The 13,377-nt window shown below is 62.8% G+C and carries 15 protein-coding genes and 1 tRNA gene; 8 read left to right on the forward strand and 8 right to left on the reverse strand.

The genetic code is table 11. From position 1 onward, the window contains the following. Positions 1-35 precede the first annotated feature (35 nt). From B5D62_RS07285 to B5D62_RS07320, 8 genes are all read left to right on the forward strand, one after another. Positions 36-707, forward strand: a complete 672-nt coding sequence (locus B5D62_RS07285; RefSeq protein ID WP_085933095.1) for a winged helix-turn-helix domain-containing protein — start codon at positions 36-38, stop codon at positions 705-707. Continuing rightward, positions 688-2,064: a sensor histidine kinase gene (locus tag B5D62_RS07290; protein WP_085933096.1), complete on the forward strand. Its 1,377-nt coding sequence runs from the start codon at positions 688-690 to the stop codon at positions 2,062-2,064. Before B5D62_RS07285 ends, B5D62_RS07290 begins: the two co-directional genes overlap by 20 nt. Before the next feature lie 82 nt (positions 2,065-2,146). Then, positions 2,147-3,211 carry a lactonase family protein gene (locus tag B5D62_RS07295; RefSeq protein WP_085933097.1) on the forward strand — a complete coding sequence of 355 codons (1,065 nt, stop codon included), beginning with the start codon at positions 2,147-2,149 and terminating at the stop codon, positions 3,209-3,211. Continuing rightward, the gene (locus tag B5D62_RS07300; protein ID WP_085933098.1) at positions 3,208-4,497 is read left to right on the forward strand and encodes an O-acetylhomoserine aminocarboxypropyltransferase; all 1,290 of its coding nucleotides are present in this window, start codon (positions 3,208-3,210) and stop codon (positions 4,495-4,497) included. Before B5D62_RS07295 ends, B5D62_RS07300 begins: the two co-directional genes overlap by 4 nt. Before the next feature lie 19 nt (positions 4,498-4,516). Beyond that, the gene (locus tag B5D62_RS07305) at positions 4,517-5,851 is read left to right on the forward strand and encodes a Rieske 2Fe-2S domain-containing protein (RefSeq protein ID WP_085933099.1); all 1,335 of its coding nucleotides are present in this window, start codon (positions 4,517-4,519) and stop codon (positions 5,849-5,851) included. After that, positions 5,851-7,185 carry a Rieske 2Fe-2S domain-containing protein gene (locus B5D62_RS07310; protein WP_085933100.1) on the forward strand — a complete coding sequence of 445 codons (1,335 nt, stop codon included), beginning with the start codon at positions 5,851-5,853 and terminating at the stop codon, positions 7,183-7,185. The genes B5D62_RS07305 and B5D62_RS07310 overlap by 1 nt, the downstream gene beginning before the upstream one ends. Positions 7,186-7,245: 60 nt before the next feature. Continuing rightward, positions 7,246-7,854: a glutathione S-transferase family protein gene (locus B5D62_RS07315; protein ID WP_085933101.1), complete on the forward strand. Its 609-nt coding sequence runs from the start codon at positions 7,246-7,248 to the stop codon at positions 7,852-7,854. A 96-nt stretch (positions 7,855-7,950) separates the two neighbouring features. Continuing rightward, positions 7,951-8,027, forward strand: a tRNA-Pro gene (locus B5D62_RS07320). Between the two features lie 301 nt (positions 8,028-8,328). On the opposite strand, the gene B5D62_RS07325 is transcribed toward B5D62_RS07320, so the two are convergent. The 8 genes from B5D62_RS07325 to B5D62_RS07360 form a co-directional block, all read right to left on the reverse strand. Next, the gene (locus B5D62_RS07325) at positions 8,329-8,637 is read right to left on the reverse strand and encodes a hypothetical protein (RefSeq protein ID WP_231714734.1); all 309 of its coding nucleotides are present in this window, start codon (positions 8,635-8,637) and stop codon (positions 8,329-8,331) included. A gap of 181 nt (positions 8,638-8,818) precedes the next feature. Beyond that, positions 8,819-9,346 carry a MerR family transcriptional regulator gene (locus B5D62_RS07330; protein ID WP_085933102.1) on the reverse strand — a complete coding sequence of 176 codons (528 nt, stop codon included), beginning with the start codon at positions 9,344-9,346 and terminating at the stop codon, positions 8,819-8,821. 15 nt (positions 9,347-9,361) lie between these two features. Continuing rightward, on the reverse strand, positions 9,362-9,685 hold the full coding sequence (locus tag B5D62_RS07335; RefSeq protein ID WP_085933103.1) for an integration host factor subunit alpha: 324 nt from the start codon (positions 9,683-9,685) through the stop codon (positions 9,362-9,364). A gap of 130 nt (positions 9,686-9,815) precedes the next feature. Then, positions 9,816-10,787, reverse strand: coding sequence for a beta-ketoacyl-ACP synthase III (locus B5D62_RS07340; RefSeq protein ID WP_218190967.1), 972 nt, complete (start codon positions 10,785-10,787; stop codon positions 9,816-9,818). Further along, positions 10,784-11,860, reverse strand: coding sequence for a phosphate acyltransferase PlsX (gene plsX, locus B5D62_RS07345; protein WP_085933104.1), 1,077 nt, complete (start codon positions 11,858-11,860; stop codon positions 10,784-10,786). Before plsX ends, B5D62_RS07340 begins: the two co-directional genes overlap by 4 nt. Before the next feature lie 52 nt (positions 11,861-11,912). Further along, the gene (gene rpmF, locus B5D62_RS07350) at positions 11,913-12,107 is read right to left on the reverse strand and encodes a 50S ribosomal protein L32 (protein WP_085933105.1); all 195 of its coding nucleotides are present in this window, start codon (positions 12,105-12,107) and stop codon (positions 11,913-11,915) included. Positions 12,108-12,236: 129 nt separating this feature from the next. Further along, complete coding sequence (locus B5D62_RS07355; protein WP_170920815.1) at positions 12,237-12,821, reverse strand: YceD family protein; 585 nt, start codon at positions 12,819-12,821, stop codon at positions 12,237-12,239. Between the two features lie 10 nt (positions 12,822-12,831). Continuing rightward, complete coding sequence (locus B5D62_RS07360) at positions 12,832-13,326, reverse strand: ubiquinol-cytochrome C chaperone family protein (RefSeq protein WP_139373749.1); 495 nt, start codon at positions 13,324-13,326, stop codon at positions 12,832-12,834. Between the last annotated feature and the right edge of the window lie 51 nt (positions 13,327-13,377).

The raw sequence follows: 13,377 nt of genomic DNA on the forward strand, positions 1-13,377 counted from the left end.
GACGCCCAAAATGGTGTCATAACGCTAGAGGCACCATGAAGATCCTCCTCGTCGAAGACGACAAGCAAACCGCCGATTACATCGCCAAGGGCCTGCGTGAGCACGGCCACGTGGTGGACCAAGTCGACAATGGCCGCGACGGCCTCTACATGGCGACTGGCGAGCCCTACGACGTCATGATCGTCGATCGCAACCTGCCCAAGATGGATGGCCTGTCTCTGGTCAAGGCCGCGCGCAGTTCCGGCACGCGCACGCCCGCCCTGTTCCTGACGACGATGGGCGGCGTCGACGATCGTGTCGCCGGTCTCGAGGCCGGGGCCGACGACTATCTCGTCAAACCCTTCGCCTTCGCGGAGCTTCTGGCACGAGTGGGTGCGCTGGCTCGCCGGCCGCCGATCGTGGCCCAGACCAAGCTCCAGGTTGGCGACCTCGAGGTCGATCTGCTGGCCCGCACCGCCACCCGCGGCGGCAAGCGGCTCGATCTCCTCGCGCAGGAATTCAAGATCCTGGAATATCTGGTGCGCCATGCCGGTGAGATCGTCACGCGCACCATGCTCCTGGAGAAAGTCTGGGATTTCCATTTCGACCCCAAGACCAACATCGTCGAGACGCATATCAGCCGTCTGCGTGCCAAGATCGACAAGGGTTTCGACAAGCCCCTGCTCCATACGGTGAGGGGGGCCGGCTATGTTATTCGCACTAACTAGCCGCGGCGTCGGCCGCATCCTGCGCTCGGCGAGCTTTCGGCTGGCGCTGATCTATGCGGCCTTGTTCGTCGTCTCTGCCTGCGTACTGTTCGCCACCGTCTTCGTGACCGCGACGGCAGCCATGCAGAACGACATGCAGGCTGTGCTGCGCACCGAAGCGTTCCAGCTTGCCGAGATCCACCGGCGTGCCGGCTTGATCGGCCTGGCCGAGCAGATCACGCGCCGCATGAACTTCCGTACGCGCGGCCCGATCTACTACCTGCTGCAGGCGCCCAATCGCCAGGTGGTGGTCGGCAACCTCCCCGGCATGCCGCCGGTCGAGGGCGTCGTCGACTTCCAGCGCGATCCTGATGCCAGCCCGGCCGAAGCCGCACGCAGCCGCCTTACCGGCTTCGGTGTCACCCTGCCCGATGGTTCCTTCCTTCTGGTGGCCCAGGATGCCAGCCGCCTGGTCGACATGCAGAGCGCAATCGTGCGGGCCTTTGTGTGGGCAGGCGGCCTCACCCTCTTCCTTGCGGTCGGCGGCGGCTTGCTGCTCAGCAGCAACTTCCTGCGGCGCATCGACACGATCGGTCGTACCACCCGAGCCATCATGGAGGGCGATCTCAGCGCCCGGATCCCGGCGCGTGGCACGAATGACGAGATAGATCAGCTGGTGGCCAGCCTGAATGCCATGCTCGATCGCATCCAGCAGCTCATGGAAGGGCTGCGGCAGGTCACGGGCGACATCGCACATGATCTCCGCACGCCGCTGGGCCGACTGCGGCAGCGCCTCGAAGATGCCCGCGAACACGCGACAACGACCGAGGAGTATGCCTCAGCGACCGAAGCGGCCATCGCTGAAGCGGACACTCTGCTGGAGATCTTTTCCGCCTTGCTGCGCATCGCCCAGATCGAAGCCGGCGCCCAGCGCAGCGCCTTTACGGAGTTCGATCTGTCGGATCTTCTGCAGAGCATCGGCGACGCTTATCTTCCAGTGGCCGAGGATTCGCACCATACGCTCGAGCTCAAGATCGATCCGGGCGTGCGGTTCAGCGGCGACCGGCAGCTTCTGGCGCAGATGGTGTCGAATCTCATCGACAACGCCCTCAACCATACGACCCAGGGCAGCATCGTCCGTCTCGCCCTGTCGCAGCGGCCGGGCGGGTTTGCCATCGAGGTCGCCGACAATGGTCCGGGCATCCCAGAGGCCGAACGCGCCCGCGTGTTCGATCGCTTCTATCGTCTCGATCGAAGCCGAACGACCGCCGGCAGCGGACTGGGGCTGGCGCTGGTGAAGGCCATTGCAACGCTCCATGGTCTCACCATCGAGCTGGCGGATGCCAAGCCCGGTCTGCGCGTGACCATCAGCCGGTAATCGTTCCGCCGGGCGGAGGGGCCGCTGAGTGACACAGCCTGGATGATTGTCGTGTCCAGGCAATGGCGCGACACTCGCCGCCATGGAAACGCTCTATGCTTATGTCGGGTGCTACACGACGCCCCAGCGCAATGGACAGGGTAATGGCATCAATGTCTATCGCGTCGATCGACGCTCGGGCGCCTTCAGCCATGTCCAATGTCTGGAAGGACTCGAGAATCCATCCTTCCTCGCCGTCGATAGCGCCGGCCGCCATCTCTATTCCGTGCATGGCGATCGCAGCGAGGCCACTGCTTTCACCATCGATGTCCGCACCGGCCGCCTGCACCTCCTGAACCGGCAGCCGACCGGCGGTTTCAACCCCATCCACCTCGCCTTCGATCGGACCGGTCGCGCCCTCGTTGTGAGCAACTACGGCTCGGACTCGATCGCCGTGTTGCCGATCCTGAAGAACGGGGCGCTCGGCCCCTATCCCACCCTGACGGCCGTCACCGGCGCGCTCGGCCCGCATCGCATCGAACAGAAGAATATCCGCCCTCACCACAACCCGCTCGACCGCGAGGGCCGTCACTTCTTCCTGCCGTGCAAGGGCGGCGACAGCATCATCAGCTATCGCGTGAACCGCAAGAAGGGCGTGCTGGTCGAAGCTGCACGCGTCGCAGCACGTCCGGGTGCCGGACCACGACACATCGCCTTCCATCCCCGCCGGCCGCTGGCCTATGTCGTGAACGAGCTGGATTCCACGATCACGACCTACCGCAAGGACGGCGCCAAGCTCGTTCCCTTGCAGCTCGTGCCCTCGACGCCGCCTGACTTCACAGGCTACAGCACGGGCGCCGAAATCGCAGTCGATCGAGCCGGCCGGAATGTCTATGTGTCGAATCGCGGCCACAACAGCATCGGCGTCTTTGCCGTCGACGTGGCGACGGGAGCGCTTGCCCCCAAGCAATGGGTGCCGACACACGGCACCGTGCCACGCTTCTTCACTCTCGACCCTGACGGACGTTTCCTCTATGTCGCGAACCAAGGCTCGCACACGATCTTCGCCTATCGCATCGGCGTCGATGGCAAGCTGTCATTGACCTCGGTCAAGGTGAAGGTCGGCAGTCCGGCGTGCATCGTATTCAACAAAGGAGGCCCCTCATGAGCGGCAAGAATTACGGCTTCGAAACCCTGTCGGTGCATGCAGGTGCCGCTCCGGATCCCGCTACGGGTGCGCGGGCACAACCTATCTACCAGACGACCGCCTATGTGTTCGAAGACGCTGATCATGCCGCGGCGCTGTTCAATCTCCAGACGGTCGGCTTCATCTATTCGCGTCTGACGAACCCCACCAATGCCGCGCTGGAAACGCGCCTCGCCACGCTCGAAGGCGGTCGCGGCTGCACCGTGGCGTCGTCGGGCCATGCGGCCCAGGTACTGGCGCTCTTTCCTCTCATGCGCCCCGGCGACGACATCGTCGCCTCCACCCGTCTCTACGGTGGATCGATCCAGCAGATGCGGAACACCTATCCCAAGTTCGGCTGGACCGCGAACATGGTCGATGCCGACCAGCCTGAGAACTTCAAGCGTGCGGTCACGGACAAGACCAAGGCGTTCTTCATCGAAAGCCTGGCCAATCCAGGCGGCGTCATCAGCGATATCGAAGCGATCGCCCGGATCGCCGAGGATGCCGGCGTGCCGTTGATCGTCGACAACACCTTGGCAACGCCATGGCTCTGCAAGCCCATCGGCTATGGTGCGACGCTCGTCCTACACTCGACGACTAAGTTCCTGAGCGGCACCGGCACTTCGATGGGAGGCGCCGTGGTCGACTCCGGCAAGTTCGATTGGGCCAGAGGCGGCAAGTTTCCGAGCCTTGCTGGGCCGGAGCCGGCCTACCACGGGCTGAACTTCTTCGAGACGTTCGGCGACATGGCTTACACCTTTCACAGCCATGCCGTCGGGCTGCGCGATCTCGGCCCAAGCCAGGCGCCATTCAATGCCTGGCTCACAATGCTCGGCATCGAGACGCTTGGCCTCCGCATGGAGCGTCACTGCGCCAACGCTCTCCGGGTCGCCCAGTATCTCGAACGGCACGATGCCGTCGCCTGGGTGAACTACGCCGGTCTTCCTTCGAACAAGTATCATTCTCTCGCGAAGAAATACCTGCCCAAGGGAGCCGGCTCGGTCTTTACCTTTGGCGTCAAGGGCGGGTACGACGTCGGCGTGAAGGTTGTCGACAACGTCGAGCTCTTCTCGCATCTGGCCAATATTGGCGATGCCAAGAGCCTGATCATCCATCCGGCGTCGACGACGCATCGGCAGCTGTCCGACGAGCAGCGCCTTGCCGCCGGTGCCGGACCTGATGTCATCCGCCTTTCGATCGGCATCGAGACGGCGGACGATATCATCGCCGATCTGGAACAGGCGCTCGCCAAAGCAACCGCGTGATCGAGTACGGAGACGAAGAATGCTAAGCCAGGCCGACAATGAATTCCTGACACAGAGCGGCAAAGGCACGCCGATGGGCGAGTTGCTGCGCCGTTTCTGGATGCCGGCCTTGCTTTGCGAGGAGCTGCCGGAACGGGACGGGCCGCCCAAGAAGATAAAGATCATGGGCGAGAACCTGCTCGCGTTCCGGGATACCAATGGCCGCGTGGGAATCGTCGAACCACACTGCCCGCACCGCGCCGCCAATCTCTACTACGGCCGCAACGAGGAGTGCGGCATACGCTGCGCCTATCACGGCTGGAAATTCGACGTCGACGGCAACTGTGTCGACCTGCCGACCTCGCCGCCGGACTCGAAGTTCAAGGACACGATCAAGCTACTGTCGTACCCGGTGCGCGAATGGGCCGACATCATCTGGGTCTACATGGGCCCGCGGGAGCACATGCCCGAGCTGCCACAGATCGAGCTGGGACTGGTCCCCGCCGCGTCGCGCTACGTCACCAAGAAATGGCAGGACTGCAACTGGGTCCAGAGTCTCGAAGGCGCGATCGACACGTCGCACTTCTCGTTCCTGCACCGCGTGTTGACCACCGATGCCGCGGAAGCACGCGCAGCCATGAGTAAGGCAGCCATTGCCGACCAATCGACTCCGAACGACCGCATCCGCTGGGTGCAGAACGATCCCCGGCCAAAATTCACGATCCTCAATCACGATGCCGGGCTGGTGATCGGCGGCGCGCGCAAGACGGATGGGCCGGACCTCTACTGGCGCATCGCGCAATTCCTGATGCCCAACCATGCCTATACGCCGGCTGCCTTCCCGGGCGAGACCTACTGGGGCCAGTGCTGGGTTCCGGTCGATGACACGACGTGCTGGATCTTCACCTATTGCTGGCAACCCGAACGGCCTTTCAGCAACGTCGAACGCACCAAGTTCGCAGGCGGCTTCAATGTCCATGCCGAGGTCGACAAGGAATACATGCCGCTGCGCAACCTGCGGAACGACTATCTGCTCGACAGGCACGCGCAGAAGACCGAAAGCTATACGGGCATCGTAGGCGTATCGGAACAGGATGCCGCGATCCAGGATAGCCAGGGGCCAATCCAGGACCGCACCCGCGAAAGGCTCGGGCCGACCGATCTCGGCATCATCGCATTCCGGAAGCTGGTCATGGGAGCAGCACAGGCTTTGCAGCAGGGTGAGGAACCGAAGGCGACTGGTGCGGCCGACAAATATGCCGTTCGGTCCGGGGGGTGGATCGCCGGCCCCGAACGCGACCTGGCCGCCGTCATGACGGAACGTTTCGGTCATCCGCACGGTTATGTCGGCAAGCTGTACGGGCTGGGGGATTGATGCTGAACCGGGCCGACAACGACTTCCTGACGCGCAGCAGCAAGGATACGCCGATGGGCGAGTTGCTGCGTCGCTTCTGGATGCCGGCCCTTCTCAGCGAGGAACTTCCCGAACGTGACGGTCCGCCCAGAAAGGTCAAGATTCTGGGCGAGGACCTTCTTACATTTCGCGATACTAACGGCCGCGTCGGTGTCGTTCAGCCGCATTGCCCTCATCGCGGCGCCAATCTCTTTCATGGCCGCAACGAGGAGTGCGGGCTGCGCTGCGCCTATCACGGCTGGAAGTTCGACGTGGATGGCAATTGCGTCGACCTGCCGGCAGCCCCGCCTGGTTCCGCGCACAAGGATACGGTCAAGCTGCTCTCCTACCCTGCGCGCGAATGGGCGGACATCATTTGGATCTATATGGGGCCGAGCGAGCACGTGCCGGAACTGCCCCAGCTCGAAATGGGCCTTGTTCCCGCCAGCCACCGCTACGTTTCGAAGAAGTGGCAGGACTGCAACTGGGTGCAGAGCCTCGAAGGCGCCATCGATACCGCGCACTTCTCGTTCCTGCATGCCGTCCTCACGAAGGACGAGAGAGAAGCACTGGCCATCTACAGCCGCTCCGCCGCCCTCGGCGACCAATCGAGACCTGACGATCGCGTGCGATGGGTGCGCAACGATCCTCGTCCGAAGTTCGCCATCCTCGGGCATGACGCCGGGCTCGTGATCGGGGGCGCACGCCGCACTGACGGCCCGGATCTCTATTGGCGCATCGCCCAATTCCTGATGCCCAATCACGCTTACGCGCCCGTGGCGTTTCCGGGCGAAGTCTATTACGGCCAGACATGGCTGCCGGTGAGCGACACCGATTGCTGGATCTACACCTATAGTTGGCGCCCGGATCGCCCGTTCACTGACGCCGAGCGCGCGCAATTCGACAACGGTTTCGGCGTGCACTCGCAGGTCGACGACAATTACATGCCTGTGCGCAACATCAGGAACGACTACCTGATCGATCGCACCGTGCAGAAGACCACCAGCTTCACCGGCATCCTCGGCGTATCCGAGCAGGATGCGGCGATCCAGGACAGCCAGGGACCGATCCAGGACCGCACCCGCGAGCATCTCGGGCCCACGGACCTCGGCATCGTCGAATTTCGCAAGATGATAATGAGCGCCGCCAGAGCTCTGCAACGAGGCGAGGCGCCGAAAGCGGTCTCGGGCAAGCGATATGCCGTGCGATCGGGTGGTTGGGTGGCGGCGCCGGATCGCGACCTTGCCGCGGTCATGACCGAGCGCTTCGGCCATCCGCATGGCTACGTCGGCCATGAGCACGGCCTTGGCGATTAGGCGTTAGACCAAGGCGACAGCCTGCACTATCGTCCGCTCGGATGAGGTTGGGAGAATTTCGTGACCATCAAGATCTATGGCCCGGCAGCATCGCGCGCGGCCCGCACCTTGTGGATCGTGCACGAGCTCGGCATTCCATTCGAGCATGTTGCCATGGAGATGAAGGACCTGAAGGGGCCCGACTATCTGAAGGTCAATCCCAACGGAAAAGTGCCGGCGCTTGTCGACGGCGATTTCAAGCTCTTCGAATCGATGGCCATCAATCTTTACCTGGCGGCCAAGTATAACAAGGATGGCTTCTTCCCCGCTTCGCTCGAGGACCAGGCGCTCTGCAATCAATGGAGCTTCTGGGGGGTGACGGAAGTCGAAAAGCCCCTTCTCACCATCCTGATCGACATGTTCATGACGGCCCCTGACAAGCGCAAGCCCGAGGCCGTTGCCGAGGCCCAGAAGGTGTTGCCCAAGCCGTTCAATGTGCTGAACGGCGCCTTGCAGGGACGCGACTACTTGCTGGGCTCGACCTTCACCGTTGCCGACCTCAATCTCGCCTCGATCTGTTCCTGGTCGAAGCCGATCAAGTACGACTTCAGTCCCTTCCCGAATGTCGGAGCATGGCTGGATCGCTGCCTCGGACGCGCCGCCTACAAGGCTGCGCGCAACACCAAATAACAGTAGTCGACTCTGTGATCGCCAGCGGCCTTGCGGCGATACTGGCATTCGCGGTAAACGCCCCTTGCAGCGATGCTGTTTGCATCGCTCATCGGTCGGGGCGTAGCGCAGTCTGGTAGCGCATCAGTCTGGGGGACTGGGGGTCGTCGGTTCAAATCCGGCCGCCCCGACCATTTCATCTCTCTCTTTGCGATCCTGAGTTCTGCGATCGGCGGCTGGTCGACTTGCTGCTTGCAGCGTGATGCTTGAGGGTGAGCGCCCTCACGGTCAGCCGGGATCAGGCCTGGAACGTAGGCCGCAACGGACGGCGCGCCTGTCCGAAACAGACGCTAAAGCGCGATGACTTTTGCTTCGGCCGTCGCCCTGACGCTCGTAGCATGGCAGCGCATGCGTCAGGGCGACGGCTTGATTCCGCGAAAAGTCATCGCGCTGAAGGCCACGCCCTGTCCACCAAGGCGGCGGACGTCACGCACTTTACGGCACCGATGATGCGATCCGGCGTCCTGCTGGTGTCAGTTTGCAAACGAGCCAATCAGGCTTCAGTGGATTCTGAAACCAGGGTTCGGCCCAGCCACATTCCAGGCATCGGCGCACGACCGCAGCCTTCACTTCCTGACCATCGAGATCGAACAGCGGGAGCTTGCCCCCTGGCTGCATCAATCCACGGCGCAGGTACAGCAGCTCACCTAGAGTCGGAAGATCTCCCTCCAACTCATTGTTACCAACCGAATAAATGCCGAATTCGCGCGCATAGGAATGCGCGCTGTCGCGATCTACCAACACGGCTGCGTCCCCCTTTGACGTTGCCGCAATTGAATTGCCCCTCAACGGCAAGATACGCGAAACAAATTAAAAACCAAGATAAATCAGATGGTTATCGCGATTTCTTGTGATAACCACCCGATCTTGTGGAGGAATCCGGCCGATCAAGCAATACGTTGAGGGCAACGATTCTTGACGTCGTCTAGTTCTGCGCCTTCAGCGTCGAGCGCAATTGCGCCAGAGCCTGTTCCAGATCCTCGAGCACGGTCTCGATCTCCCGCCGCTTGTGCAGGTCGAGCAGCGCCGCACGCGGCGTAGTAGTCGACGGCTGGGGCCCCGTGCGGGGCAACGGGCGCGTGGCAGCACCTGCCATCGCTTCGGCTCGCGCCGAGACGATACGCAGGTTCTCGAGCGCACTCTCGGCCGCCATATCCAGCCGTGGCTGCGGCAGCCGTCCGCGCCCCTCCTTCAGAAGACGTTGAACACCCTTGATGGTGTAGCCGTCTTCATAGAGCAGCGTCCGGATCCGACGCAGCAGGTCGATATCCTCCGGTCGATAATATCGCCGGCCGCCGCCTCGCTTGAGCGGGCGGACCTGGGAGAACTTGCTCTCCCAGAAGCGCAGTACGTGCTGTGGTACATCCAGTTCGGTCGCAACTTCGCTGATGGTGCGAAACGCCTGCGCCGACTTCTCAATCCGCCTTTCGGCGGCCTGAACCGATACGGCCATGATTGATCCCCCACATTACCCCAACGACCCCTTGTTGCTCTCGTCGGCTGCCCCGTTGATCAATGATTTCAGGACGTTCGACGCTCGGAAGACAAGGACACGCCGAGGCAGGATAGGAACTTCCTGACCCGTTTTCGGATTTCGACCGACCCTTTGACCTTTATCGCGAACGGTGAAGCTCCCGAACGAGGAGATCTTCACGGATTCGCCGCGCGCCAAGGCTTCGACGACTTCCGCGAGGATCGTCTCGACGAGGTCGCTGGACTCGTTGCGAGACAGGCCCACTTCCTGGAACACCGACTCGCTCAGGTCCGCGCGCGTAATGGTCCGGCCTTCCATCCGGTTGCACCCTTCCTTCCCCCAGTTAATCCATACTCTAAGGTAGGAAACCGGTCAATATCAGCAAGATAGAGGGTGTAATTGAATCGCCGTCTGTTCCCGTTCCGTTGCGGGGGCCACGACGGCGGCCCTACCAGCGGATCAGCGATGCGCCCCAGGCCAGGCCGCCGCCGATTCCCTCGAGGAGAACCAGGTCGCCCTTCTTGATACGTCCATCACCAACCGCGGTTGCCAGAGCGAGTGGAATGGAGGCAGCGGAGGTGTTGGCGTGCTTGTCGACCGTCACCACGACCCGCTCCGGCGCAAGGCCGAGCTTGCGGCCTGTACCGTCGATGATCCGCTTGTTCGCCTGATGCGGGACAAGCCAGTCGATGTCCTTGGCGTCCAGACCCGCCTTGCCCAACACCTCGGTAACCACGGAGGCCATGTTGACGACCGCGTGCTTGAAGACTTCCTTGCCTTCCATCCGCAACAGTCCCGTCGTCCGCGTCGAGGACGGGCCTCCGTCGACATATAAGATGTCGTGCTGACGACCGTCCGAATGCAGCGCATTGGCCAGTACGCCACGATCGGCGGATGTACCCTTCGCCTCTTCTGCCTTGAGAATGATCGCTCCAGCGCCGTCACCGAACAGCACGCAGGTGCCGCGGTCATCCCAGTCGAGAATGCGCGAGAAGGTCTCCGCGCCGATCACCATCGCAGTGGAGGCAAGACCGTTCTTGAGCATGCTGTCGGCCACCGAGATGCCGAAGACAAATCCGGCACACACGGCCTGCACGTCGAACGCCGCGCCCCGCGTCATGCCGAGCGCTGCCTGGACACGTGTTGCTGTCGCCGGAAAAGTCTCGTCCGGTGTGGCCGTGGCCAGAACGATGAGATCGATATCGGCAGCCGTCATGCCCGCATGATGCAAGGCACGCTCGGCGGCCTTGATCGCGAGATGCGAGGTGAATTCGCCCTCGGCCGCGATGTGTCGCTGGCGAATGCCCGTGCGCTGCTGGATCCACTCATCCGAGGTATCCATCTTCTTGGCCAGATCGCCGTTCGTGACGACTCTTTCAGGCAGATACGCACCGCATCCTTGAACGACAGAACGAATCACTCGGCCCCTCCGCTTGCCTGCAACGCGGACGGTGTCGGCTCGGTCGTCGACGTCACCTGATGCAGTTTCGCAAGCCCATCGATAAGCTTGTTCTTGTATTCGTAGCGCACGAGGTCGTTGGCCACGCCAATCGCATAGGCGAAGCCTAGCGCGTCCGTGCCGCCATGGCTCTTTACGCAGATGCCATCGAGGCCAAGGAAGACCCCGCCATTGTAGCGCCGCGGATCGACGCGCTTCTGGAATTTCTTCAAGGCGCCGGCGGCAAACAGATAGCCGATCTTGGCGAACGTCGAAGTCCGGAAAGTATCGCGCACGAAGCTTGAGTAAAGCTTTGCCGTTCCCTCGATCGCCTTCAAGGCGACATTGCCCGTAAATCCGTCGGTTACGACGACATCGACGACACCGGTGCCGATATCATTGCCTTCGACGAATCCGTGGAAGTTGATCGGCGATCCCTCATGCCGCAGCCACGCCGCGGCTTGCCGCACTTCCTCGTGCCCCTTGAGTTCTTCCGAGCCGACATTCAATACGCCGACGCGAGGTGTATCGAGGCCAAGCAGCGTCTGGGCGAACACGCTTCCCATGACGGCGAATTCGGCCAGGTTCCCCGCATCGCATTCGACATTGGCGCCGAGGTCCAGCATCACGACCTCCCCACGCCGAGTCGGCAGGAAGGAGGCCAAAGCCGGTCGGTGCGCGCCGGTCACCATGCGCATTGAGAACATCGAAATCGCCAACAGCGCGCCGGTATTGCCTGCCGATACCACGCTATCGGCCCGGCCTTCCGTTGCGGCCTGCACTGCCAGCCACATGCTCGACTTGCGGCGACGGCGGACCGCCAGCGAGGGCTTGTCGTCGGCCGTGACGACATCCTCGGCCGGCACGATCTCCAGCACCTGCGCGAGTCCTTTGCGCCGGTCGACCAGAGGCTTCAGCCTCGCAGGATCACCGAACAGCAGATAGGTCGTGCCGGGATAGCGCTCGCGCGCAATATTGGCGCCCTCGACAACGACGTCGGGAGCGTGGTCGCCCCCCATGCCGTCGAGCGCCAGCACAACCTTGCCCGCGCTCATCGGGGCGCTCCGCCTGTCGACTGCCAGCGCATCGCCGGCGGTGCGCTGCGGCTTACTTCTCGGCCGACGCGCCGTCGGCCAGGACCGGCATGTCCTCGCGGTAATAACCGCAATGCGAGCACACCGAGTGCGGCCGCTTGAGCTCGCCGCAATTCTTGCACTCGACATAGGCCATCGATGGCAGCGCGTGGTGGGCGCGGCGCATGTTGCGGCGTGACTTGGAAACCTTCTTCTTGGGAACTGCCATAACAATCTCCAGATCGGACCGACACCTGTCGACGAGACAACTGGCGCCAGCCCCAAAAACGCTGAGGCCGCGCTCTATAGGCGCGGCGGGCCGACTTCTCTAGCCAAATCGTTACATCATCGCAACAATTTACCGGCCCTTGCGCGGTTTGTCCCGCAACGCCGCCAAGCCGGCAAAGGGATGGCGGCGCTGTTCCCCGCGGCCCGGGCGCTGATTCGACCGCGGTTTGGGCAACACGTCCTCCAGCTTCAGCCCCGCTTTGCGCGGATAAGGGTCCGCTGCCAGGGAGAGCTGCTCGGCGACAATTTCGCCGATATCGAGCAAATTTCCCGCCAGAGGCTCCGGGGCGTCAGCCTGCGCGTTGACCAGCGCTTCCCCGCTCTCCGGGTCGCGCTCTTCGGCCAAGCCTTGCTTGAAGACGATGCGGAAAGTCTCGTCCAGATCCTGAGTTACCGGCTCGAGGCTCAGAATGCAGGCCTGGACGATCTTCCCCCGCAGCCGTCCTTCGACCACCACCAGGTCTCCAGCGCGGCGATCGACAGTCACTCTGGCGCTGAATGCCGGCAGGCTGAGGAATCCAAACCGACGCACCAGGGCGGCCCGCTCGGTCTCGCTGGCGACGATGTCCAGAGCCGCGCCGGATGGTCCCATGCGATCGACGTCGACGATTCTTTCCAGCTCTGATTTATGTTGTGGAACAGGCTCTTGTACCATTTTCCTTACACTACTTCGCGAGATCGTTTCGGGCCGTCGCGGCAAGCCGCTCGACTTCGCGGCGCACATACGCCTCCAAACGGGCTACGGCCGCATCCTCTGCAGGCGGCCTACCGCCATAGGCATTGCGGCGCAAGACCTGCGACAGGGATTCGGTGCCGCCGCCCAGCGCCTCCCGATATGCCAGCGCCCGGCCATGGAAGCCTTCGGCCATGATCTTGATGCGACGGCCGACGCCCAGATCCTGTACGCCGATCTCGCGCAAAGTCAGGTCGAGATGGCGGAACATCACGTCGAAAAACGCCTGCCCCAGGAGCTCGCCGTCCGGCTCACGCCTCAGGCGATCGATCGTCAGGGCCGCATGCAGCGCCAGAGAATCGAAGCGGCCATCGAGCGTATCCGGGATGCCGCAGGTCTCGAACAGTTCCGGCGCACGCGCACGCTCCGCGGTGACGCGATAGACGGCAGCGGCGAATTCGACTTCAGGCTTCTTGCGGCGAAACACCCTCTTCTCCCTCGCGGCGGTCCGCCTTGGTTGACCCGGCGACCGTGCCAC

The sequence above is a fragment of the Enhydrobacter aerosaccus genome, from assembly GCF_900167455.1.
GTDB lineage: Bacteria > Pseudomonadota > Alphaproteobacteria > Reyranellales > Reyranellaceae > Reyranella > Reyranella aerosaccus.